The sequence below is a fragment of the Streptomyces sp. NBC_00016 genome, from assembly GCF_045040885.1.
Lineage (GTDB): Bacteria > Actinomycetota > Actinomycetes > Streptomycetales > Streptomycetaceae > Streptomyces > Streptomyces coriariae.
In genome coordinates this window covers 4,818,550-4,841,282 of sequence record NZ_CP108304.1, presented here as the reverse complement: position 1 = coordinate 4,841,282, position 22,733 = coordinate 4,818,550, and the positions used below count along the sequence as shown (strand labels likewise).

General features: G+C 71.9%; 24 protein-coding genes. 11 read left to right on the top strand and 13 right to left on the bottom strand.

Annotation, left to right across the window (positions count from 1 at the left end; all coding sequences use genetic code 11):
- Positions 1–88: 88 nt before the first annotated feature.
- The 4 genes from OG933_RS21400 (at position 89) to OG933_RS21385 (ending at position 3,938) form a co-directional block, all read left to right on the top strand.
- Complete coding sequence (locus tag OG933_RS21400; RefSeq protein ID WP_405628479.1) at positions 89–1,120, top strand: medium chain dehydrogenase/reductase family protein; 1,032 nt, start codon at positions 89–91, stop codon at positions 1,118–1,120.
- Between the two features lie 190 nt (positions 1,121–1,310).
- Complete coding sequence (locus OG933_RS21395; RefSeq protein ID WP_405628478.1) at positions 1,311–1,994, top strand: SRPBCC family protein; 684 nt, start codon at positions 1,311–1,313, stop codon at positions 1,992–1,994.
- A gap of 118 nt (positions 1,995–2,112) precedes the next feature.
- Entirely contained in the window at positions 2,113–2,820 is a 708-nt protein-coding gene (locus tag OG933_RS21390) for an RNA polymerase sigma factor (RefSeq protein WP_405628477.1), read from the top strand.
- Positions 2,817–3,938, top strand: a complete 1,122-nt coding sequence (locus OG933_RS21385; protein ID WP_362530516.1) for a CU044_5270 family protein — start codon at positions 2,817–2,819, stop codon at positions 3,936–3,938. The genes OG933_RS21390 and OG933_RS21385 overlap by 4 nt, the downstream gene beginning before the upstream one ends.
- 13 nt (positions 3,939–3,951) lie before the next feature.
- Here the strand turns inward: OG933_RS21385 and OG933_RS21380 are convergent, their stop codons facing one another.
- A complete protein-coding gene (locus OG933_RS21380; RefSeq protein ID WP_405628475.1) occupies positions 3,952–4,404 on the bottom strand; it encodes a DUF5707 domain-containing protein in 453 nt (150 codons plus the stop codon).
- 300 nt (positions 4,405–4,704) lie between these two features.
- Between OG933_RS21380 and OG933_RS21375 the strand changes: the two genes are divergently transcribed.
- The 3 genes from OG933_RS21375 to OG933_RS21365 all read left to right on the top strand — a co-directional run bounded on the left by OG933_RS21375 (position 4,705) and on the right by OG933_RS21365 (position 8,170).
- On the top strand, positions 4,705–7,068 hold the full coding sequence (locus tag OG933_RS21375) for a histidine kinase (RefSeq protein WP_362530521.1): 2,364 nt from the start codon (positions 4,705–4,707) through the stop codon (positions 7,066–7,068).
- The gene (locus OG933_RS21370) at positions 7,065–7,748 is read left to right on the top strand and encodes a response regulator transcription factor (protein WP_362530524.1); all 684 of its coding nucleotides are present in this window, start codon (positions 7,065–7,067) and stop codon (positions 7,746–7,748) included. Before OG933_RS21375 ends, OG933_RS21370 begins: the two co-directional genes overlap by 4 nt.
- Positions 7,749–7,819: 71 nt before the next feature.
- On the top strand, positions 7,820–8,170 hold the full coding sequence (locus tag OG933_RS21365; protein WP_405628474.1) for an SCO4225 family membrane protein: 351 nt from the start codon (positions 7,820–7,822) through the stop codon (positions 8,168–8,170).
- 2 nt (positions 8,171–8,172) lie between these two features.
- Here OG933_RS21365 and OG933_RS21360 read toward each other — a convergent pair whose 3' ends face one another.
- The 7 genes from OG933_RS21360 to OG933_RS21330 all read right to left on the bottom strand — a co-directional run bounded on the left by OG933_RS21360 (position 8,173) and on the right by OG933_RS21330 (position 13,869).
- Positions 8,173–8,511, bottom strand: a complete 339-nt coding sequence (locus OG933_RS21360; RefSeq protein WP_405628472.1) for a MerR family transcriptional regulator — start codon at positions 8,509–8,511, stop codon at positions 8,173–8,175.
- Positions 8,512–8,993: 482 nt separating this feature from the next.
- A complete protein-coding gene (locus tag OG933_RS21355; protein WP_405628470.1) occupies positions 8,994–9,305 on the bottom strand; it encodes an SCO5918 family protein in 312 nt (103 codons plus the stop codon).
- Between the two features lie 6 nt (positions 9,306–9,311).
- Positions 9,312–9,599 carry a CBS domain-containing protein gene (locus tag OG933_RS21350; protein ID WP_405628468.1) on the bottom strand — a complete coding sequence of 96 codons (288 nt, stop codon included), beginning with the start codon at positions 9,597–9,599 and terminating at the stop codon, positions 9,312–9,314.
- Positions 9,600–9,654: 55 nt separating this feature from the next.
- Positions 9,655–11,139: a DEAD/DEAH box helicase gene (locus tag OG933_RS21345; RefSeq protein WP_405628467.1), complete on the bottom strand. Its 1,485-nt coding sequence runs from the start codon at positions 11,137–11,139 to the stop codon at positions 9,655–9,657.
- A gap of 215 nt (positions 11,140–11,354) precedes the next feature.
- Positions 11,355–11,558 (bottom strand): cold-shock protein, encoded by a 204-nt coding sequence (locus tag OG933_RS21340; protein WP_020133169.1) that lies wholly within the window; start codon positions 11,556–11,558, stop codon positions 11,355–11,357.
- A gap of 309 nt (positions 11,559–11,867) precedes the next feature.
- On the bottom strand, positions 11,868–12,851 hold the full coding sequence (locus tag OG933_RS21335; protein WP_405628464.1) for a polysaccharide deacetylase family protein: 984 nt from the start codon (positions 12,849–12,851) through the stop codon (positions 11,868–11,870).
- Positions 12,852–12,888: 37 nt separating this feature from the next.
- Positions 12,889–13,869 carry a glycoside hydrolase family 11 protein gene (locus tag OG933_RS21330; protein ID WP_405628463.1) on the bottom strand — a complete coding sequence of 327 codons (981 nt, stop codon included), beginning with the start codon at positions 13,867–13,869 and terminating at the stop codon, positions 12,889–12,891.
- A 372-nt stretch (positions 13,870–14,241) separates the two neighbouring features.
- Between OG933_RS21330 and OG933_RS21325 the strand changes: the two genes are divergently transcribed.
- The 3 genes from OG933_RS21325 to OG933_RS21315 all read left to right on the top strand — a co-directional run bounded on the left by OG933_RS21325 (position 14,242) and on the right by OG933_RS21315 (position 17,363).
- Complete coding sequence (locus tag OG933_RS21325; RefSeq protein ID WP_405628461.1) at positions 14,242–15,597, top strand: sensor histidine kinase; 1,356 nt, start codon at positions 14,242–14,244, stop codon at positions 15,595–15,597.
- Positions 15,594–16,301, top strand: coding sequence for a response regulator transcription factor (locus OG933_RS21320; RefSeq protein ID WP_362530544.1), 708 nt, complete (start codon positions 15,594–15,596; stop codon positions 16,299–16,301). The genes OG933_RS21325 and OG933_RS21320 overlap by 4 nt, the downstream gene beginning before the upstream one ends.
- A 132-nt stretch (positions 16,302–16,433) precedes the next feature.
- Positions 16,434–17,363, top strand: a complete 930-nt coding sequence (locus OG933_RS21315; RefSeq protein ID WP_405628459.1) for a CPBP family intramembrane glutamic endopeptidase — start codon at positions 16,434–16,436, stop codon at positions 17,361–17,363.
- A gap of 75 nt (positions 17,364–17,438) precedes the next feature.
- Here the strand turns inward: OG933_RS21315 and OG933_RS21310 are convergent, their stop codons facing one another.
- The 4 genes from OG933_RS21310 to OG933_RS21295 form a co-directional block, all read right to left on the bottom strand.
- Positions 17,439–18,773 (bottom strand): ABC transporter permease subunit, encoded by a 1,335-nt coding sequence (locus OG933_RS21310; RefSeq protein ID WP_362530550.1) that lies wholly within the window; start codon positions 18,771–18,773, stop codon positions 17,439–17,441.
- Positions 18,764–19,543, bottom strand: a complete 780-nt coding sequence (locus tag OG933_RS21305) for an ATP-binding cassette domain-containing protein (RefSeq protein WP_362530553.1) — start codon at positions 19,541–19,543, stop codon at positions 18,764–18,766. The genes OG933_RS21310 and OG933_RS21305 overlap by 10 nt, the downstream gene beginning before the upstream one ends.
- Before the next feature lie 33 nt (positions 19,544–19,576).
- Positions 19,577–20,692, bottom strand: coding sequence for a sugar ABC transporter substrate-binding protein (locus OG933_RS21300; protein ID WP_405628457.1), 1,116 nt, complete (start codon positions 20,690–20,692; stop codon positions 19,577–19,579).
- Positions 20,693–20,766: 74 nt separating this feature from the next.
- Positions 20,767–21,234, bottom strand: a complete 468-nt coding sequence (locus tag OG933_RS21295) for a DUF5990 family protein (RefSeq protein WP_362530559.1) — start codon at positions 21,232–21,234, stop codon at positions 20,767–20,769.
- A 144-nt stretch (positions 21,235–21,378) separates the two neighbouring features.
- On the opposite strand from OG933_RS21295, the gene OG933_RS21290 reads away from it, so the two are divergent.
- Positions 21,379–22,236 carry a polysaccharide deacetylase family protein gene (locus OG933_RS21290; protein WP_405628455.1) on the top strand — a complete coding sequence of 286 codons (858 nt, stop codon included), beginning with the start codon at positions 21,379–21,381 and terminating at the stop codon, positions 22,234–22,236.
- On the opposite strand, the gene OG933_RS21285 is transcribed toward OG933_RS21290, so the two are convergent.
- A complete protein-coding gene (locus OG933_RS21285) occupies positions 22,205–22,525 on the bottom strand; it encodes a hypothetical protein (RefSeq protein WP_362530564.1) in 321 nt (106 codons plus the stop codon). The two genes, OG933_RS21290 and OG933_RS21285, sit on opposite strands and share 32 nt — an antisense overlap.
- Positions 22,526–22,733: the final 208 nt, after the last annotated feature.

The window sequence follows — 22,733 nt, the reverse complement described above, 5'->3', positions numbered from 1 at the left end:
CTATCACGGAGGTTATTGACACTCCCCTTCGATCTGCGTTACAACTTCTAACGAACGCAAGCAGAGGTAACGCTCACTGGAGGCTGTCATGAACGCCGAGGGACTCGTCGAGGTCGTCCTGCCGGGCAAGGTCGAGCCGGAAGGGCTGCGGATCCGGCACGGAGCCGTCCCCACCCCGGGCCCCGGGCAGGTGCTGATCCGGATGGAGGCGACCGGGGTCTCCTTCGCCGAGCAGCAGATGCGCCGCGGCCGCTACTACGACCAGCCGCCGTTCCCCTTCGTCCCGGGCTACGACCTGGTCGGCACGGTGCTGACGACCGGCGACGGCGTCGAGCCCGGCCTGGCCGGCACCCGGGTGGCCGCCCTGCTCAAGGTCGGCGGCTGGGCCAGCCATGTCCTCGTCGACGCCGCCGACGTGGTGCCGGTGCCCGCCGGGATCGACGCGGCGGAGGCGGAGACCCTGGTGCTCAACGGCATCACCGCCTGGCAGATGCTGCACCGCAAGGCACGGGTCCGCGCGGGCGGCACCATCGTCGTGCACGGCGCCAACGGTGGGGTCGGCTCGGTCCTGGTCCAGCTGGCCCGGGCCGCCGGCATGCGGGTGATCGGCACGGCGTCCACCCGCCACCACGACGCCCTGCGGCAACAGGGAGTCACCCCCGTCGACTACCGCACCGCCCACCTGGCCGCGCGGATCCGCGAACTCGCCCCCGGTGGTGTGGACGCCGTCTTCGACCACGTCGGCGGCCGGGGCATCGTCGACTCCTGGCGCCTCCTCGCCCCCGGCGGCACGCTCGTCTCGTACGGCACCGCATCCACCCGGGACGACGAGGGGTCCAAGCAGTTGCCCGTGCTGAAGCTGCTCGGCCGACTGTGGCTGTGGAACGCGCTGCCCAACCGCCGCCGCGCCTACTTCTTCAACGTCTGGGCCGGCCGCGCCCTGGCCAAGAACCGCTTCCGGGCCCGGCTGCGGACCGACCTCGCCGAGGTGTTCGCCGCCCTCCAGCGCGGTGACGTGACACCCCGGATCGCGGCCCGGCTCCCGCTCGCCGACGTCGCCGACGCTCTCCGTCTGGCCGAGTCCGGAACGGTCGCGGGCAAGGTCGTCCTCCACCCGTGAAGGGGGGCGCTCTCACCTGCACCCCGTACCCCGCACCCCGTACTCCGCCCCTCGTACTCCGCCCCTCGTACTCCTCGCCCCTCGTACTCCTCGCTCCTCGCCCCTCGCCCCTCGCCCCGCGCCCCTCGCCCCGCGCCAACCCGCCAACCCGCCCACCGGCCCAACAGGCCGTCAGACCAAGGGAATCCTCATGCCCGGCACCAGGACCAGGACGCTGACGTCCGCCCTCCCGCTCGCACTCGCCGTCGTCGGCACCCTTGCCACCGCCGTCCCCGCCGCCCAGGCCGCGCCCGACCGGGCCGCGCCCGACCGGGCCGCGCCCGACCGGGCTGCGCCCGACCGGGCCGGCGCCCACCACAGCCGTACGTCCCAGTGCCGAGGGCAGGGCGTGGACGCCTCCGCCCGTATCCGCTACCGATCCGACGTGGTGATCAAGGCGCCGCTGAGCACCGTCTGGAAGCTCCAGACCGACGTCGAACGCTGGCCGTCCTGGCAGCAGCCCGTGCTCACCGCCGAACGCCTCGACACGGGCCGGCTCGGCAAGGGCTCGCGGTTCCGCTGGACCACCCCGGCGCCCGCCACGCCGACCACCCCCGCCACCACCCTCGAGATCACCTCCACCGTCCGGCAACTCCAGCGCGGGGCCTGCGTCCTGTGGAGCGGACCCGCGGTCGGCCAGGGCCTGCGTATCGACGAGGGCGTTCACCTGTGGACCTTCACCGAGGTCAAGGGCGGTGTCCGCGTCCACACCGAGGAGACCTGGACCGGCGCCCAGGTCGAAGCCGACGTTCCCACCGCGACCGCGGCACTCGGCGCGGGCCTCGAAGCCTGGCTCCACGACCTGAAGACCACCGCCGAGCACCGCCGGAAGTGACGGCGCCCGCGTGCGAACCTCTACGCCGGGGTCCGGTACCAGCCGGTGGGGCGAGTGTGGCGCAGGTCACGGGAAGTCGGTGTCGTGTGCCGGACAGCTCATTGAGGTGAGCACTCATATGCGTACCCGGGTACGGGCCGGGGAGTCGAGCGCGTTCGCGGAGTTGTTCGACGACTACGCCCGCGCCGTCTACAACCATGCCTTCCGGCTGACCGCCGACTGGTCGACGGCCGAGGACGTGATGGCCGCGACCTTCATGGAGGCGTGGCGGCTGCGCGACCGGGTCGATCCCGAGGGCGGTTCCCTGCGGCCCTGGCTGCTGGGCATCGCCACCAACACCGCCCGCAACCAGTACCGCAGCAACCGGCGGTACCGGGCGGCGGCCGGCGCCGCCGCGGCCGCCGAACTGTCCGTGCCCGACCACGCCGACGAGGTCGCCGACCGGATCGACGACCGGCGGCGACTCGCGACGGCCCTCACCGCCCTGGCCGGTCTGCGCAGACCGGAGCGCGAGGTCGTGGCGCTCTGTCTGGGGGAGGGGCTGGACTACGAGGCCGCGGCCGAAGCCCTGGGAATCCCGGTCGGCACCGTCGCCTCCCGTCTCTCCCGGGCCCGGAAGAAGCTGCGGGCGCTGGCCGCGGACGAACCGGTCCGCCGCCCGGCCCGCCACCCGGCGCCCGACCGGACTCCCGACCGGACTCCCGACCGGACTTCCGACCGGACTTCCGAGAAAGTCCGCGGAAATCGGGAAGGCGGCCGCATCGGTCGACAGACAAGAGGTGATCACACAAACGTGGTCCGGCCCGCGCAGGGAGGAAACCGATGAACGCGAACACGTCCCGGCAGAGTCCGGCCGAGGGGGAGGAGAGCGCACAGCTCTTCACCCGGACGGCGCGTGACCTGCCGACGGGTCGTCACCAGTTCCACAGGGAGCGTCTGATGGCCCAGATCCACGAAGCGCGACAGGAAGAGCGACAGAAGGAGCGGCAGCAGGAGCGCACGACGGCCGGCGTCCCGGGCCGGACCCGGCGGCTGCGGCTGCCGCGCCCGGCGATCACGCTGCCCGTGCTGGCCGCCGCCCTGGCCGGGGTGGTCGTCGCCGGAGTGGTGCGGACCGGGGGTGACGGGGTCAGGGACAGCGGTGTCGCCACCGGACCGGCCCTGACCACGACCGTCGGCGTCGCCACCACCAAGGGCCTGCCCCAGCTGCTCGACCAGATCACGCTGGCGGCCGCCGAGGACGACCATCCCGTGGTCAAGCCCGGTCAGTACGTCTACATCGAGTCCAAGTCGGCCGACACCTTCCTGAAGACCGTCGACGACAAGACCAGCCTGGCCAGTCACCAGCTGCACACCCGTCAGCTGTGGGAGTCCCCGGACGGCACCAAGGGCTGGCTCATCGACCCCGCCGTCAACGACAGCCCCGAGGGCGAGACGCTGAGCCTCCCCGACGAGCAGGGCAACACCCCGAAGGCGCACCTGGGCGCCCCGTCGTACGACTACCTGGCCAAGCTGACCACCGACCCCGACGAGCTGCTCGCCAAGATCTACAAGGAGACCGAGGGCCAGGGGAACACCCCGGACCAGCAGGCCTTCACCACCATCGGAGATCTGCTCACCCAGAGCTACCCGCCGGCGGAGCTGTACTCGGCGCTGTTCAAGGCCGCCGCGAAGATCCCCGGTGTCGTGGTCGTGAACGACGCGGTGGACGCGGTCGGCCGGCACGGGGTGGCGGTGGCCCGGCTGGACGAGACCAGCGGCCAGCGCGAGGAGTGGATCTTCGACACGAAGACCCACGTCTTCCTCGGTGACCGCTCGGTCCAGGTGAAGCGGCTCAGCGGGACGGACGCCCTGATCAAGCCCGGCACGGTCACCTACACCAGCGCCATCCTGAACCGGGCGATCGTCGACGGCATCAAGCAGACGCCGTCCCAGGCCGGCTGAGCCGGGTACGCGATCAGCCGGTGACGTCGAAGACGGCGGCGCGGGACACGAACGCCGTGCCCCCGTCCTCGGCGGTCGCCAGCGCCGAGACGTGCCAGCTGCCCCGGGGCAGCTCGGCCGCCTCCGCCTGGGTGACCTTCATCGTGTAGGTGCAGCGCGCCTTCTCCGCCGAAACGCTCCGGCACACGGCGCTGTCCACGCCCTTCCGCAGCTCTTCCTCGGTCGGGTCGAGCTTCGAACTGACGGGCCAGGCGACGACCTTGAGGCTCCGGACGCCGGAGTCGTCGCTCACGTCCGCGGTGAAGGTGAGGGTGCCCGCACGGCCGTCGGCGGGGGCGACATAGCGGGCCGAGCCGTTCGCCACGGTCGGCTCGGTGGCGCCGTAGGCCATGGCGAGCCCACCGGCGGCCACTCCGCCGAGGACGACGACACCGACGATCGACGAGACGAGAACGCGCTTGGACATGGGAGATCCCCCTGGATTCGCTGGATTCGGTGGATTGGCTGGAGTCACTGAATTCGTTGAATTCGTTGAATTCGCTGCATCGCTGCATCGCTGCATCGCTGAATTCGGTGCGGAGAAGCGGTGGTCGACCGCTTTCTCGATGTGATCGAGGCTAGGGCCGGGGGCCGGGGGCTGTCCTCGCGCTGCGGGACGATCGTGGTGTCGAACCGCAGGTAGAGGAACTGCAACCCAGGTAAGAGAACGAAATCCGCCTTCAGCCGGAGGGGGACCCGCTCACCTGCGGCCTAGCCTGGACCGGCCATGAATCGAACCGACGACCGGTTGCTCCCGGTCCTGCTGATCTGCGCCCAGGCCGCCGTGTGGCCGGGCGCGGAGCTGGTGCGCGGGGCCGTGCCGCCCGCGTCCGCCCTGCTCGTGGCGGCTCTGGTGGCCGGTCCGGTGACGGCCGCGCTCGCCCTGCGCCGCGCCCGCCCGGTGCCGGCCCTCGTCGTGGTCGCCGTGGCCTGCGCGCTGGGTGCGGGGCCGCTGCCCACCGGGGCGATGGCGGTACTGGGGACCGCGGGGGTCGCGCTGGCCCTGTTCACCGTGGCGACCGAACGCGACACCTTCACCACCGTGTTGTGCGGGACGGCGCTCGCCGCCTGGCAGCTGCTGCAGAACATCAGCCTGCACGGGATCGGTGACCGCGACGGACTCGACCTCGTCCTGACCGCGATGCTGTACGCGGCCGCGTGCGGCGCCGGACTGCTGGTGCGGCGGACCCGACGCGCCCGCCGGGCGGCCGAACGGACCCTGAAGCGGGCCGAGGCCGAACGGCACCGGCTCCCGGAGGCCGAACGGCGCCGTATGGAACGCGAGTTGCACGACGTCAGCGCCCACCATCTGACGGCCGTCGTGGTCACGGCGGGAGCGGCACTCGGGCTGCGTGACCGTCGTCCCGAACTCGCCGACCAGGCATTGGAGTTCGCGGCCGAGACCGGCCGGGAGGTCACCCGGGCGCTCGGCGCGGTGCGGGCGCCGACGCCCTCCCGGGAGGAACTGCCGTCGCCGGAGGAACGGTTGCGGGCCCTGGTGGAGGGGTTCCGCCGGCTGGACCAGCCGGTGGACTGCGAGATCGACGCCCTGCCGGACGGCGTGGTCGCGGACGCGGCGTACGGCATCGTGCGCGAGGCGCTGACCAACGTGGCACGGCACGCACCCGGGGCGCACACGACCGTGCGGTGCCGGTACGGCGACACCCGCACGGAGGTCGTGGTCACGAGCGCGGCACCGACGGCCGGTTCGGCGGCGCACGGGGCGGGCCTGGGCGGCGGCCGCGGCCAGGGCTTCCTGCGGTCCCGGGCCCGGGAGGCGGGCGGCACCCTGACCAGCGGCCCGACGGCGGACGGCGGCTGGGAGGTACGTGCGGTGCTGCCCGGCCGGACCGCCGCGCCGACGCAACGGCCGGTGTCGCGGAACTACCGCGTGGCGCAGCTGACGGCCGCCGCCGGCCTCGTCCTGCAGCCCTTGATCCCCGCCCTGGTCGTGCACGCGCAGCCCACGTCCACCGGGACCCAGGTGTCCGCCGGTGTGCTCTTCGCCCTGCTGGCGGCGGCGCAGGCGGTCGCGCTGCTGTGGCTGCGCCGGGCGCCCCGCACCGCCCAGTGCGTTCTGCTCGGGCTGGCCCCGCTCTGGCCGGTGGCGATGGCCGCGGGCGACTACACCGGCCCGCTCGTCCTGCCCCCGGTGCTGAGCATCCTCGCCACCTGCGCGGCGGTCGCGGCGGACGCGTCGCGTACGGCGGCGCGGGTGCCGGTCCCGGCTGCGGACGCGTCCGGTGCGGCAGCCGTCGCCGGCGGGCGTCGTGGGGCCGTCCGGGCCTGGTTGCTTCCGGCGGCGGCCGTGGTCGTGCACGCGGAGGCCGCGGTGGTCGCCGTTGTGGACCGGGGGACGACGGTCCCCCTGTGGGCGGTGGTCGGGTGGGCGCTGTCCGGGGCGTCCCTGGCGGTCGGTGCGGCCCGTGGGGGCGGGACCCTGCGGGCGCGGCGCGACCTGGCCGCCCGCGGCACCCGGGACGAACGCCTCGCCGCCTGGACCGAGGAGGCCGTCCGGGACGCGTGGGCCGAACGCCGTCGGATCGCCGCCGGGCTGGAGACCACCGTGCTGGCGCGTACCGCCGACATGGTCACCGAGGCGGAGGCGGGCCGGCTCGACGTGAGCGCCGAACGCGCCCGCGAGGCCCTGGCCGCGATGCGCGCCCTGCTCGACACGGTCCGTCAGGGGCGGACAGAGCCCGAACTGCGGCCACAGCCCACCCTCCAGGCGCTCGACCTGCTCGCCCGCCAGTGCCGGGCCACCGGCCGCGACGTCGAGATACGGTTGACCGACCGGGTGCCGGAGCGGCTGCCCACGGCGGTCGACCTGGCCGCCTACCATGCCGCCGAGACGGTGCTGGCGGCCGGCGGCGAGGAGCCCGCGGTGCTCGAACTCGACGCGGACGGCGTTACGTTGACTCTCACGGCCACCGGTGTGCCGCGCGCCGCCCGCCCCGCCGTACGGGAACGGCTGGCAGCACGGGTCGCGGCGCTCGGCGGCACCCTCACCACCGGCCGGCCGGACACGGTCGGTCTCCGGCTGCCACTCGCGCCGGTTCCACAGCAGGGCGACGAGGAGAGGGAGCGATGAGCCTCAGGGTGCTGGTCGTCGACGACCAGGGCATCGTACGGGCGGGCTTCGCCGCCGTGATCGACGCCGAGGAGGACCTGACGGTCGTCGGCGAGGCCGCCGACGGCGTCGCCGCGGTGCGTCTGGCCGAGGAGCTGGCGCCGGACGTGGTCGTGATGGACGTCCGGATGCCCGAACTGGACGGCATCGCCGCCACCCGGATCATCACCGGCCGGGAGAACGCGCCCCGGGTCCTGGTGCTGACCACCTTCGACCTCGACGCGTACGTCTTCGACGCGCTGCGCGCCGGCGCGTCCGGTTTCCTGCTCAAGGACGTGCACCCCGCCGAACTGCTGCACGGCATCCGGGTGGTGGCGGCCGGTGAGAGCGTGCTCGCCCCCTCCGCCACCCGCCGTCTCATCGGCCACTACGCGTCCGGAGCGGGCCCGGGGCAGCCGACGGGAGGCGGCTCGCGCGAGCTGGACAGCCTGACCGCCCGCGAACGGTACGTCCTGACGCTGATCGCGACGGGGCTCACCAACGCGGAGGTCGCCGAGGAGCTCGGGATCACCGTGGGCACCGTCAAGTCCCATGTGAACGCGCTGCTGCGCAAGCTGGGTCTGCGTGACCGGGTGCAGGCGACGATCCTCGCGTACGACCTCGGCCTCGCCCGTCCGAACCCGCCCGGCACCCACCTCTGACGGCACTCCACCGGGCCCCGGCGCCCCGTCCGTCCGACGCCCCCGACCACCGCAACTTAGGAGTCCACCTCGTGACCGGTACCGGTTCCGGCCGAACCTTCCCACGGCGTCCGCGTCACCGGCTGTTTCACCGTGTGGGCCAGGCCCTCGGCAACGTCTTCGCCCTGATCTACCTGGCACTCTGCGCGGGCCTGCTGGTGTGGGCGATCGTGGTGAGCGCCATCGACACCTCGGACGAGTCCATGGCAGGTGTCATCCCCCTGCTCGCCACCGCTCCGGCCTGCTTCGTGTTCATCGTGCTGCCGGACGGCATCGCGATGTTCGTCCTCGCCGTCGTCTTCGGCGCGCTGGTCAACGCCACGGTCATCGGCTGGTGCGCCCGCGCTCTGCGCCGCGGCGAGCGCCCGGACCCGACGCCCTGAGATCAGCTGGAGCTGTCGGACGGGTCGTTCGCGGCGCGGCGGTACTCGGCGTTGATGCGCTGAGCCTCCTCGAGCTGGTCCTCGAGGATGACGATGCGGCACGCGGCCTCGATCGGGGTGCCCTTGTCGACGAGCTCGCGGGCGCGGGCGGCGACCCGGAGCTGGTAGCGGGAGTAGCGGCGGTGTCCGCCCTCCGAGCGGAGCGGCGTGATCAGCCGGGCCTCGCCGATGGCGCGGAGGAAGCCCGGAGTGGTGCCGAGCATCTCTGCGGCCCGGCCCATCGTGTACGCGGGATAGTCGTCGTCTTCCAGACGACCACCGAGCGGGGTATCTGCTGTCATTTCACCTCGTTGAGCAACGCGTCGAGGGGCCCTGGTGCCGTACGGCACCAGGGCCCCGAGGGAAATTCAACACCATCGGCCGGCTGTACTGCTGTGCCGACCTTCTGTTTTCGCTACCCGGGCCCGTCGTAGGGGCGGGGGCGCGTGGATCGCGGCTGCGTGACCGGGGACCACCTTCCAATCCATGGCCTTGCGGTACCCGGACCCGGAAGCTTCCTCGGGCCGGGCGATCCTGATGGCGTATGCGTTTCCTTCCTTCCTCTGAACCGACCAGTGCCTGGTCGTGCGTACGCAAGAAACGTTACCCATGCCGCATGGCAATGTCTACTCTGGCGAGAGTAGATTTCAGATCTCCGGGGGTGCAGATACCTCTCCCGCTCCCGCAACGCAGCGAGGGCCCCGCCGACGTGTGTCGGCGGGGCCCTCGCTGTGCTTCCGGGTGCTTCCGGGGTGTTTCCGGGTGTTCCGGGTTTTTCGGCCCGTCAGTCCTGCCATGTCCCGGGCGCGCCGAGCAGCGCCGAGGCGCTCTGGAGCGGCGTCAGGACCTGTGCGGGTTCGGCGGGGTGGTCGTGGCAGGTGAAGCCGAGGCGGACCATGGCCCGGACGACCTCGCCGCTGGTGAAGTCACGGCGGTCCTGGCGGGTGATGATCTCCCCCACCTGCTTGACGGGGTAGCGGCGGCGGCCGATGGTCACGGACTCACCCGTGACGGGCTCGGCCGGGATGCCCTTCATCGAGTCCATGACGCCGTCCTTGGTGAGGTCGAACGGGTACCGGGCGATGACACAGCGCATGTTGCCTCACAGAGAGAAGGAGCAGGGCCTCGAAGAGAGCCGGACCGGAGTGTCGAGCACGTCCCGCAGGCGGAGCCGGTCCGTGTACGTCGCCCCGGCGCGCAGAACGGCCAGCTGGGCGCGGGTGACCGAGCCCGTGCACTGGTCGTCGGCGTCGCAGAGGATCAGCTGATCGACCTGGGCTCCGGCCATGACGGACAGGGCCACCTCGACGGTCATGTCGTCACGGACCCGCGGTCCGGAATCGTCGTGCTGCCGCCGCGTCCGTACCGGGTGCGTCTGGACCGATGTCACTGGTGCCTCCTGCGGAGATGGGGGAGCCTTCCGGCCGCGTGAACCGGGTCCGGCATCAGGCCGCCGGGTTGACGGCGGGCCGGTTCCGGCTCGGCCGCCCGCGGCGGCCCCGGGACGAGGAGGACCGGGACGAGGAGGACGGCGAGGAGGGCGACGCCGAGGAGCGGCGGCGGGGCGTGGCCGCGGCCGGAGCGGTGATGACGACCGGGACACCGGAGGGCGTCCGGGCACCGGTGACGCGGCTGAGCTCCGCCTCACCCGAGCGGACCTGGGTGATCTGCGGGGTGATGCCGGCCGAGACCATCAGCCGGCTCATGCCGCGCCGCTGGTCGGGGGTCACCAGGGTGACGACGCTGCCGGACTCGCCGGCCCGTGCCGTACGGCCGCCGCGGTGCAGGTAGTCCTTGGGGTCGCTCGGCGGATCCACGTTGACCACCAGGTCGAGGTTGTCGACGTGGATGCCGCGGGCCGCGACGTTGGTCGCCACCAGCACCGTGACGTGGCCGTCCTTGAACTGGGCCAGGGTCCGGGTGCGCTGCGGCTGGGAACGGCCGCCGTGCAGGGCCGCGGCGCGGACGCCGTTGTGCAGGAGGTGCTTGGTCAGCTGGTCGACCGCGTGCTTGGTGTCCAGGAACATGATCACCCGGCCGTCCCGGGCCGCGATCTCGGTGGTGGCCTGCTGCTTGTCCGTGCCGTGCACGTGGAGGACGTGGTGTTCCATCGTGGTGACGGCACCCGCGACCGGGTCGACGGAGTGGACCACCGGGTCGACCAGGTAGCGGCGGACCAGCAGGTCCACGTTGCGGTCCAGGGTGGCCGAGAAGAGCATCCGCTGGCCGTCGGACCGCACCTGGTCGAGCAGCGCGGTGACCTGGGGCATGAAGCCCATGTCGGCCATCTGGTCGGCCTCGTCGAGGACCGTGATGTCGACGGCGTCCAGTCGGCAGGCGCCCCGGTCGATCAGGTCCTTGAGCCGGCCGGGCGTGGCCACGACGACCTCCGCGCCGCCGCGCAGCGCGCCGGCCTGCCGGCCGATCGACATCCCGCCGACCACCGTGGCCAGTCGCAGCCCCACGGAGCGGGCGTACGGCGAGAGCGCGTCGGTGACCTGCTGGGCGAGTTCGCGGGTCGGTACGAGGACCAGCGCGAGCGGCTGTCGCGGTTCGGCGCGTCGGCCCGCCGTACGGGCGAGCAGCGCGAGACCGAAGGCGAGGGTCTTGCCCGAGCCGGTGCGGCCGCGGCCGAGTACGTCGCGGCCCGCGAGCGAGTTCGGCAGGGTCGCGGCCTGGATCGGGAACGGTATGGCGACGCCCTGGTGACCCAGCGCGGCCAGCAGCCCCTCCGGCATGGCCAGGTCGGCGAACGACTCGACGGCGGGAAGCGCCGGAGTGATCGTCTTCGGCGGCGCGAACTCGCCCTGGGGCGAGATCCGTCGGCGTCCGCCGTCGTTGCCGCGGCGGGGAGCGCCGGAGCGGTCGGGCCGGGAGCGGTGATCGGCGAAGCGATCGTTCCTGCGGGTGTGCGTGCGTGCGTAGTTCATGGGACCTTCCTTGATGCGTCGGCGCGTATCAAGGAATTCCCGCGGCACTGGTGCGGCGCTGAGAATCGCGAGAACGGGCCAAAGGCGATGGCGTCGAATCGGGTCGACGGCGAAATATGCGCCGCGGGTTTATCCGCGTGAAAGCAGCGAGCTGGGGCCCGCACCCCAAGGTGCGGGCCCCAGCTGCTAAATTATTGTGTCCGCGTCAGCGTGGGTCAGGCGGGGACGATGTTCTCGGCCGTCGGGCCCTTCTGGCCCTGGGCGATGTCGAACGTCACCTTCTGGCCCTCCTGGAGCTCGCGGAAGCCCTGGGCGGCGATGTTCGAGTAGTGGGCGAAGACGTCGGGACCGCCGCCGTCCTGCTCGATGAAGCCGAAGCCCTTTTCAGCGTTGAACCACTTCACGGTGCCAGCAGCCATTTTGAATCTCCTTCGGGAACGGTGTCGGAATCCACCCTGTGCGGATCCCGGTCGCCGTGATGATCACCCCGTCGGAAAAAACCTTCTGGAGACCACAACTGCAACTGCTAAAGACAGTAGCATGCCGCGATCGACGTTGCGTGACCGATAATTACGCTCCGTCTGTCGGCCGAGAAATACTCATCGCGTGTCCCGTCCATTTCTCACTTTGCGACAACAGATAATGCCCCACCGGCGTCGCCGGGCCGCCCCGTGGCGCGGCGGCCGGGGGTCGCCGCGCCACGGGGCGGTGTGAGGGGTCGGTCGGGGTCAGGTCGCGGTGCAGGTGACCGTCGGCCAGGTCCAGGAGCCGTTGGTCTGGATGGTGACGCCCCAGTTGTTGCCGCTGCCGTTGGGTTTGGCGGTGAGCACCTGGGTGCTGGGGTAGGTGGCGCTGATGTTCCAGGTGGCGATGATCTTCTCGGGGGAGGGGATGTTCATCGTGACGGTCCAGTTGGCGGAGCCGGTGACCGCGACGTTGAGGTTGTACCGGTCGCTCCACTGCTGTCCGGCGGACAGGGTCGCGGTGCAGCCGCCGGTACCGCCACCGCCACCGCTGTCGTCGGGGGCCACGGCCCGCCCGGTCTGCGCGGAGATCTTGCCGGCGCACAGGCCGCGCGCGGCCAGACCCTGCGCGATGCGCGGGATCGCCGCGAGGGTGTTGGCGGGCCAGTCGTGCATGAGGATGACCTGGCCGTTGGTGAGCCTGCCGGCGGCCTGCACGATCGCGTCGGTGCTCGCGTTGTTCCAGTCCTGCGAGTCGACGTCCCAGATGATCTCGGTCAGTCCGTACTTGGCCTCGACCGCTTTCACGGTCGCGTTGGTCTCGCCGTAGGGCGGGCGGAACAGGACCGGGGTGCCGCCGCCCGCTGCGGAGACGGCCGCTTGGGTCCGGGAGATCTCCGAGTCGATCTGTGACTGGCCGAGTTGGGTCAGATGCGGGTGGGTGTAGCTGTGGTTGCCGACCCACATGCCGGCGTTCACCTGGGCCCGGACCAGGGAGGGGTTGGCGGCGGCGTACTGGCCCTGGTTGAACATCGTGGCCCGCAGCCCGTTCTGGGTGAGGGCGTTGAGCAGGGCCGTCGTGGTGCCGCCCGGGCCGTCGTCGAAGGTGAGCCCGACGTACCCGTTGCAGGTGGCGGCCTGTGCCGGAGCGGCGGCGGCCTGGACGGTGAGGGTGCACGCGGCGGCCGTCGCGACGACGACCAGCCTCGTGATCAGGGCGCGTAAGGAGAGATGTGGTCTCGTGCTCATGCGGGGTGGTCCTCCAGCCTGGTGCGGAGTGTGGGGGTCAGCTCGCGGTGCAGGAGACCGTCGGCCAGGTCCAGTTGCCGTTGGGCTGGATGGTGACGCCGAAGTTGTTGCCGCTGCCGTTGGGTTTGGCGGTCAGCACCTGGGCGCTGGGGTAACTGGCGCTGGTGTTCCAGGTGGAGAGGACCTTCGCCGGGGAGGGGACGTTCATCGTGACGGTCCAGTTGCTGGAGCCGGTGACCGCGACGTTGAGGTTGTACCGGTCGCCCCACTGCTGGCCCGCGGACAGGGTCGCGCTGCAGCCGCTGCTCCCGCCGCCGCCGGTGCCGCCGCCCGAACCGGTGCCGTCCACCGTGATGTTGGAGTTGCCGCTGCTCTGGTATCCCTCGGTGGCGAGGATCATGTAGTAGTTGAAGCTGCCCAGGGTCATTCCGGCGCGGGCCCAGGCGTCGAAGTGGTTGCCGGTGGTGATGGTGCCGCCCGTCCGCTTCGACTGCCGGACGCTCCAGTACTGGTCGAAGGTCTTGGTGCCCTCGACGGACGGGGCGTTGTACCGCGTCGTCTTGTAGATGTCGTAGGTGCCGCCGTCGCTGGTGACCGTGCCCATGTGCGTGCCCGTGGGCCGGTAGGTGCCCCAGTTGTCGACGATGTAGTACTCCACGAGCGGGTTCGACGTCCACCCGTAGAGGGCCAGGTAGGCGTTGCCGGACGGGTTGAAGGTGCCCGAGTAGGTGACGCTCCGGCGCCCACCGTTGCTCCAGCCCTTGCCGGCGACGAAGTTCCCGGTGTTGCTCCAGGAGGTGCTGTAGTTGCCGCCGGAGCCCAGGTTCATGGAGACCGTGCCCTGCGAGTCGGTCCAGAACGAGTAGTAGTACCCGTTGTTGGTGCCGGTCTGGTTCGTGGTGACGACCGTGTCGGCGTGCGCGGTGCCGGGCAGGGTGAGCGCGGCCACGGCGACCAGCAGCATGGTGCAGACACCGCTGATGAGCAGCCTGAGTCGGTGTGCGGGTGCGGTTTTCATGTGCGTGCTTCCTCCTCGTCCTCATGCGGCCGATGACGGCGCCAGTGTTGGCCGGGGCACGACAACTGTCAATACTTTCGGTTTTCACTTCGAAACATTCGGAGCGGGGAAATGGCGGGTGGGGAGCTATTCTTGCTGTTCAGTGGCTATATTGACTCGAATTCATCAATTCACCTGAGCAAGATCGGTAAAGTCAAGATCAAGAGACCTCGGGTGAATTCTTCGAATGTTTCGAAACTTTACCGATCTTTCCGGGCTCTCCCGATGCCCGGAAGCGGAGCGGTCGGAGGCCGGGTGGAGGCTAGGCTCGCCCCTGTGTTCGAGGCGACGACGGCATCACTGTCATCACTGCTGGACGGTGCGCGAACCGTCGTGACGCGATGGAGCGCGCGGGGTGTCGTGCTGCGGGACGGGGTTCTCACCGTCGCCCTCGCGCCGGTGATGTTCGCGCCGGTGACCGCCCCCGTCGGCGCGGAGTTCGGCGACCTGACGCAGCGTCCGTACGACGGCCCGGGTGTCCTGGTGACGGCGGCCCTGTGGCTGCCGTTGATGCTGCGACGACGGTGGCCCGGGGTGTGTCTCGCGCTGGTGGCGGGAGCGTCCGCGGTCCATGAACTGGCGGGCTATCCACAGACGTTCGCGAGTGTGGGCCTGTATGTCGCCCTGTACAGCGCGGGCGCGTACGCGGACCGCGCGGGGGGCCTGCGCCTCGCCGTACCGGCGGCCGTCGCGACCGGGCTGTTCGCGCTGTTCGCGCTCGCACTGCACGGCAGGGGATCACCGCAGCGGGTGTCCGACTTCGTCCTCATTCACCTCGTGCTCGTGGCGTGCTGGGCCGTGGGCAGATCGGTGCGGTCCCGGCGGGCCGGGGAGGAGGAACGCCGGCGCATCGGGGCGGAGATGGCGACGGCGCGGGAACGGGCCCGTATCGCACGGGAGTTGCACGACGTGGTGACCCACCACGTCACCGCGATGGTGGTGCAGGCGGACGCGGCGCAGTTCCTGCTCGCCGACGCGCCGGACCGGGTGGCCGTCGGGCTCGGTGCGATCAGCGACTCCGGCCGGCACGCCCTGACCGACCTCCAGCACCTGCTGGGCCTGCTGAAGGCCTCCGGCGGCAGGCCTGGTGACAGACCCGGCGGCCCCGCAGCCGGCGGCCCCGCACCCGGCGGCCCCCCGTCCGACAGCCCCCCGTCCGACGGCCCCGCACCCGGCGGTCCGGTGCTCGGCGATGCGGTGCTCGGCGAGGCGTCGTACGAGGCGGACCGGGCGCCGGGGCCGGGGCCGGGCCGCCTGAGCGACCTGGTCGAGCAGGTCCGGGCGGCGGGCCAGCCGGTCGAGCTGACGGAGCGCGGAGAACGACGGCCGCTGCCCTCGGCCGTGGAACTGGCCGTGTACCGCGTGGTGCAGGAGGCGCTCACCAACGCGCTCCGGCACGCGCCGGGCCACGGGACGTTCGTCCGGGTCCACCACGGTCATGACGTGATCGAAGTCGACGTGACCACCGAAGGAGCGCCCGCGGGGCCGGCCGTTCCCGCGCCCCGGCCGCTCGGCGGCGGAGGCGGCCACGGACTGGACGGGCTGCGCGAGCGGGTGAGCGTCTTCGGCGGCGCACTGCACGCGGGCGCCCTGCCGGACGGCGGCTTCGGCGTCCGCGCCCGCATCCCCGTCCCCACCCCCGCCTCAGCCCCCGCACCCGCCCCCGCGCCCGCCCGGAGGCACGCATGACCGGCGCCGATACCGGCACCACGGCCGGAACGCCGATCCGCGTCCTGGTCTGCGAGGACCAGGAACTCGTGCGCACCGGCTACGTCACCATCTTCACCGCGCAGCCCGACCTCGAGGTCGTGGGAGAGGCCGCCGACGGCCGCGCGGCGGTGGAGGCCGCGGGACGGCTGCGCCCGGACGTGGTGGTGATGGACATCCGGATGCCCCTCCTGGACGGGATCGAGGCGACGAGGCTGCTGGCCGGACCCGGCGTGGCCGACCCGGTCAGGATCCTGGTGGTCACCACCTTCAACCTCGACGAGTACGTCTACGAGGCGCTGCGGGCCGGCGCGAGCGGATTCCTGCTCAAGGACTCGCCGCCCCGCGACCTCGTGCAGGGGATCCGGACGATCGCCGCGGGTGAGTCCCTGCTGACGCCGGCCGTCACCCGGCAGCTCGTCGGCAGGTTCGCCGACCGGATCCGGCCGCCCACCCGCGGGTCCGCCGTCCCGGAGGCACTGTCGGTCCTGGCGCCCCGCGAGACCGAGGTGCTGAAACTCATCGCGGAGGGGATGTCGAACGCCGAGATCGCCGACCGGCTGGTCCTCAGCCGCGAGACGGTCAAGACGTACGTGTCCCGCATCCTCACCAAGCTCGACCTGCGCGACCGCGTTCAGGCGGTGGTGCTCGCCCACCGGGTGGGCCTGGTCACCGTCGACGACTGAACGGGCCGTTGTCCCCCACAAGAGCTACAGGCGACTGTCCACCACAGGGCGACGACCAAGGGTGCCCCGCGCTCATAGCGTTCCCGGTGACGCGGCGGCGACCGGACCGCCGCCCGGCAGGGGAGGATCGTCATGCCGCTCAAAAGCGCGCGCCCGCTGAAGAGCACGCTCAGGGAGCTGCTCGCACAGGAGCCGCTCGCCGTCGCGCGCCGGGTGCGTCCGGCGGGGGTGCGGCTGGTGGCGATGGCGGTGCTGTTCGTGGCGGTGACGGCGCTCGCGGCCGGGACGAGGGCCGCGGCGGGGGACAACCCGCTGCTGTCCCTCCTGTTCGGCGCGGCCGTCGTGGCGCTCGCGCTGGCGAGCTACGCGGCGGCCGTACGGGCCCTGGAACAGCGACCCGTGTCCGAACTGGACCCGACGACGGCTGTCTCCGGGCTGCGCACCGGCACCCTCGTCGGCCTCGGCCTCTTCACCACGACGCTCGCGATCGTCGCCCTGTTCGGCGGGTACGGCACCGAGGGCGGGGTGTCGGTCGGCGGGGCGGTGACCGTCCTCGGGGCGATGGCGGGCGTCGCCGTCACGGAGGAACTCCTCTTCCGCGGTGTCGTCTTCCGGCTGCTCGAGGAACTCACCGGAACCCGGGGCGCGTTGACGATCTCGGCCCTGCTGTTCGGCGCCCTGCATCTCGTCAACCCCGACGCCACGGTGTGGGGCGCGCTGGCCATCGCCGTCGAGGGCGGCCTGATGCTCGGCGCCGCCTACGTCGCCACCCGCTCCCTCTGGCTCCCGATCGGTCTGCACCTCGGCTGGAACTTCGCCGAGAGCGGGATCTACGGCACCACGGTCTCCGGCAACGAGGACGGCCCGGCCGGCCTGCTGCACGGCGTGCTGTCGGGACCCGAGGCGCTCACCGGGGGCGCCTTCGGTCCGGAGGCCGGCATCGCCGCCATCCTCGTCTGCGCCGTCCCCACGGTCGTGTTCCTGCGCGCGGCAGGCCGCCGGGGACACCTCCGCCCCCGGCGCCGCTCCACCGCGACGCCCGCGTCGCCGACGGCCCCCTGACCGCCGGTCGCCCACGGCCCCCCGACGGCGGGACGCGCCGCGCTCGCCGGGACCGCCCCGGGCCCCGGACGGCTCTCAGGCCCGTCCGCGCGACTGCGCGGAGCGCCGCGTCAGCGAGTCGAGGACGACCGCGGTGAACAGCACCCCACCCGTGATCATGAACTGGACCGGGGGCTCGACGCCCAACAGCGCCATGCCCGAGCCGATCGACTGGATGATGAGCACCCCCAGCAGCGCGGACCAGGTCGAGCCGCGTCCGCCGAACAGGCTGGTGCCGCCGATGACGGCCGCGGCGATGGCGTTGATCAGCAGCACGCCGGAGCCGGAGATCTGGCTCGCCGAGGTGAGCCGCGACGCGATGAACAGGCCGCCGACCGCGGCCAGGGTCCCCGACACCATGAACACCGAGATCCGCACGCGCGCCACGTCGACGCCGGAGCGCCGGGCCGCCTCCACCCCGCCGCCCAGCGCGAGGACCTGCCGGCCGTAGGGCGTGCGGCGCAGCAGGAGGTCCGAGGCGACGATGACCGCCAGGAAGATCAGCAGCGCCAGCGGCAGCCCCTCGAAACGGCCCAGCACGTAGACGACGGAGAACGAGACCAGCGCGAGCAGGGCCGTACGCGCCCAGATCCCGGCCGTCGGCCGGCACGGCATCCCGGCGGCGGCGCGGCGCCCGCGGTCGTGGAGGGAGACGAGGAGGTACGCGGCCGTGCAGAGCGCCGCCAGACCGTAGACGGCGACGGCGGAGTCGAAGTAGCGGCTGGTCAGGGTGGCGACCAGCCCGTCCTCGCTGAAGCTGATGGAGCTGTCGGGACCCAGCAGGTAGAGCATCACGCCGTTCCAGACCAGCAGACCGGCGAGGGTCACGACGAACGCGGGTACGCCGATCCTGGCGAAGGAGAACCCGTGGACGGCCCCGGCGGCCGTGCCGCACAGCACCGCGACGAGCACGGCGAGCCACTCCGGCATCCCGAGGTTCACGTTCAGTGACGCGAACACGGCGCCCGCCAGGCCGGCGAGCGAGCCCACGGCCAGGTCGATCTCGCCGATCAGCAGGACGAAGACGATGCCGACGGCGACCATGCCGGTCCCGACGATGTCCACGCTGAGGACGGACAGGTTGCGCGGCGAGAGGAAGTTGGTGTTGAGGGCCTGGAAGACGATCCAGGTCACGGCCAGAGCGAGCAGGACCGGGACGGGGCCGGTCCCGCCTTCCCGCAGCCTGCGGCGCACCGCTTCGGTGGGGGCACCGAGACGTCCGGCAGGCGCTGTGAGACGTCCGGCGTACGCCCCGAGGCGTCCGGCGTGGCCCCGGTGGCCGTCGTCCTCCCGGTCGGCGGCGGGCGTGGCGTCGGTGGTGGGCGCGGCATCGGTGGTGTGGTTCCGGTTCCTCCTCCCCCTCAGGGCCATGCTTCCTCCGGGCGGGTCGTGCGGTGCGCCACGGCGTTGTCCGACGCGCCGGTGATGGAGGAGATGATCTGTTCCTGGGAGGTGGTGGTCACGTCGAAGAAGCCGTTGTTGCGGCCGAGGCGCAGGACGGCGACCCGGTCGGCGACGGCCTTGATGTCCCCCATGTTGTGGCTGATGAGCAGCACCCCGAGACCCTGGTCGCGCAGCTCCTCGATGAGGTCGAGGAGCTGGCTGGTCTGCTCGATGCCCAGGGAGGCGGTGGGCTCGTCGAGCAGGACGAGCCGGGGCTCGCCGAGGAACGAGCGGGTGATGGCGACGACCTGCCGCTGGCCGCCGGACAGCGTGGCGAGCGGCACGCGCACGTCGGGGATGCGGATGGACAGGGTCTTGAGCAGCTCACGGGTGCGGCGCTCCATCTCCACCTCGTCGAGGATGCCGAGCCGGTGGATCTCCCGGCCGAGGAAGAGGTTGGCGACGACATCGAGATTGCCGCACATCGCGAGGTCCTGGTAGACGGTCGCGATCCCCAGCACCTGGGCGTCCTGGGGACGCCTGATCTGGACGGCGCTGCCCTGCCACTCGATGACGCCCCTGTCCGCGGGCCCGACTCCCGAGATCACCTTGACCAGGGTGGATTTGCCGGCGGCGTTGTCGCCCATCAGGGCGACCACCTCCCCGGCCCTGATCTCCAGCTCGACGTCCTCCAGCGCCTGGACGGCGGCGAACCGCTTGGAGACACCGCGCAACGCCAGCAGGGGCTGAGCCGCCACGGGGTCACCTCCTTCCGCTTCGGGGAAGACGCGTCAGTTGAGTCCGGCCTTGTCGCAGGCGGACCTGAGCTCGGGGGTGCAGATCTGGTCGATGGTGTACATACCGTCCTTGACCACAGTGTCCTTGATGTTGCCGACGGTCACCGGGACCGACGGGAGCAGGACCGCCGGGATGTCCTCGGTGGTGGCGCTGTCGACGGTGCCCGAGGCGAGGGAGTCCACCGACTCGCCGCGCCCCAGGGCGACGGCCATCTTCGCGGCGGCGCCGGCCGCGGGCTCGAACGGCTTGTAGACGGTCATGTACTGGTCGCCCCGGACGATCCGCCGCACACCCGCGAGATCGGCGTCCTGGCCGGTGATCGGAGGCAGCGGTCTGACCTCGGCGGCGTTGAAGGCGGCGACCACGGCGCCGGCGAGGCTGTCGTTGGCGGCCAGGACCCCGTCGATGTCGCCCGCGCCCAGGGCGGCGATGGCGTTGGTCATGTTCATGAAGGCGTTCTCCGGGCGCCAGCCGACGGTGTCGTACGACTTGCCGATCTCGGTCTTGCCCTCGAGGACGGAGAGCGCGCCCCGCTTGAACCAGCCGGCGTTGGGGTCGGTCGTGGCGCCGTTCATCATGACGATCTGTTCGCCGCGCGCCTCGCCGTCCATGGCCTTCAGCAGTGCCTCGCCCTGGAGCCTGCCGACCGTCGCGCCGTCGAAGGTGACGTAACCGGAGATCGGGCCCTGGGCGAGCCGGTCGTAGGCGACGACCGGGATGTCGGCCCGGTGTGCGGCCTCGACCGACGGGCGCAGCAGCTGGGGGTCGACGGCGGCGAGGATCAGGACGTCGACCTGTCGGGTGATCATGGACTCGATCTGCTGCCGCTGGACGGCCGGGTCGGACGTGGCGGCGACGGTCGGCGCCGGGCAGTCCGGGCAGAGCCGCTTCAGCTGCTGCACGAGCAGGGGCTTGTCGAACTGCCCGAAGCGCGAGGCGCCGCCCCCCGGGAGCAGCACCCCGACGGCGAGACCGCCGTCGCCTTCGTCGTCCTTGTCGCTTCCGCCGCAGGCCCCGACCAGGGCCAGACCGGCGGCGACCGCGACCGCCACGGACGCGCGGGTGAGGGACCTGCGTTTCACGGCCCGAAGGCCGGCACCGAGACCCATCTTCGGTTCCTTAGGACAATTTGTCCGCCATTGCCCCGCAATAGGCGCTTAACGCCAAGCGTAGCGATGCCGCTCTACTCGGCGCGTTCGGCGGTCCAGGTGATGCGCGGGGGCTCGACGCGCGCGCAGAGGGGTCCGCCCTGCGCGTCGGTCAGGCCGAGGCGTCCGACCAGCAGCCCGTCCCGTGCGGCGGCGGCGAGCACGTCGGCGGGGACGGCGTCGAGCATGAGCTTGGCGCGGCGGAACATCGTGAAGACGCCCGCCTCGTCGACCGTGCCCCACGACAGGTAGACGAACCGCCGGCCCAGACGGTCCTGGACATGAGGCCCTCTGACCTCGGTGCCGGTCGGCGAGGCGCTGGTGGTGCACTCCAGGGTCCAGGTCGCGGACGGCGCGTCGCCGGGCTGCGGCTCGAGCAGTTCGGCCGGACGGTCGCGACGCTGCACGGCGACGTGCAGGTTGCCGTACGCGGGGACCCTGCCGTCGGCGGAGGCCGGTCGGGTGAGGCCGGGCAGGTCGACGGCGTCGATGCGGATGCGCATGCCGGCCATCATCGCGCGCCCGTCCGTGCCCGTCCGCACCGGGGAGACGCGTCACCCGGTCCGCTCCGGGGCGGAACCTCGGACGTCCGTTCGACATCAAGCAGTGGACGGGGCGAGGCGTACGGACGACATGGGGTGCACACGATGGACAGGCGGATCAGAGGGGCGGCGCTGGCCTGCGTCCTTCTCGCGACAGGCGTCGCGACGGGTTGCGGGGCCGAGACCTCGGCGGATTCCCACCGTCCCGCCGCGGCACCGTCCGGCTCCGCACCGTCCAGCCCGTCGCCCCGAGGCGAGGCGGGCGCGCGTGCGGAGGTCGAGGCCGCCTACGCCAAGTGGGGCATCGAGCCGCTGGCCGCACCGCCCGCCCCGCCCGAGGTCAAGCCCGTCGGGTTGTCGGCCGCCGGTGGCCCGGTGCCGGTGATCAGTGAGATACCCACCCAGGAGAAGATCGTCTTCCTCACCTTCGACGACGGGGCGGAGAAGGACCCGGAGTTCGTGACGATGATGCGGGAGCTGAAGATCCCCTTCACGATGTTCCTGACGGACTCCGCCATCCGCGCCGACTACGGCTATTTCGGCAAGCTCCAGGCCCTCGGCGACGGGGTCCAGAATCACACGCTGAACCACCCGAACCTCCGGACCCTGGGCGCGGCCGCGCAGAAGGAGGAGATCTGCGGCCAGCAGACCAGGCTGAAGGATCGATACGGCACCATGCCGCGGCTGTTCCGGCCGCCCTACGGCAACTGGAACGAGGACACCCGGGCCGCCGCCGCGTCCTGCGGTGTCGAGGCGATCGTCCTGTGGCGCGAGTCCATGCAGATCAAGAACATGCAGTACCAGCGCGGCGACAAGAAGCTCCACCCGGGCGACATAGTGCTGGCCCACTTCCGCGGGCCGTCCGAGCTCAAGGGCACGACCATGACCGAGATGACCGCCAACATGCTGCGGCACATCCAGGAACAGGGCTTCACGGTCGCCCGCCTCGAGGACTACCTCTAGGGCCGGTCCGGCCCTCCACGGCGCGCCCGCGGCCGTCCCCGCCGACGAAGAAGCTCAACGCGGCCGTGAGGGTGCCGATGACGGCGAGCCGCACGACCCACGGGGCGACGCCGCTGTCCCCGACGGTGGAGCTGAGGCAGCGCGTGCCGAGCAGGGCGTGGCTCAGGGGCAGTGAGCCCGCGCCGGTCAGCAGGTAGACCCACAGCGGGGGTTCGTTCGAGGCGGTGAGGACCGAGGCCGCGACGATCACGACCACGCCGAGCACGACGGTGAGCGAGGTGATGTCCATGGCCTTCAGCATTCCGTCGGCCGGACGGCGAATCGTCGGCGCAACGGAGGAACGGAGCCTCTACCGCAGGGTGGAGACCGGCCCGGCGCCCCGACCGGGGAAGGTTCTGTCGTGTTCGAACAGGCCGGTACGGTGAGGGCGTTGCTGCCGCTGCCGGCCGGACCTGGTCCGGCCCCGGTCCAGGAGGTGTCCCCGTCGCCACACGCGT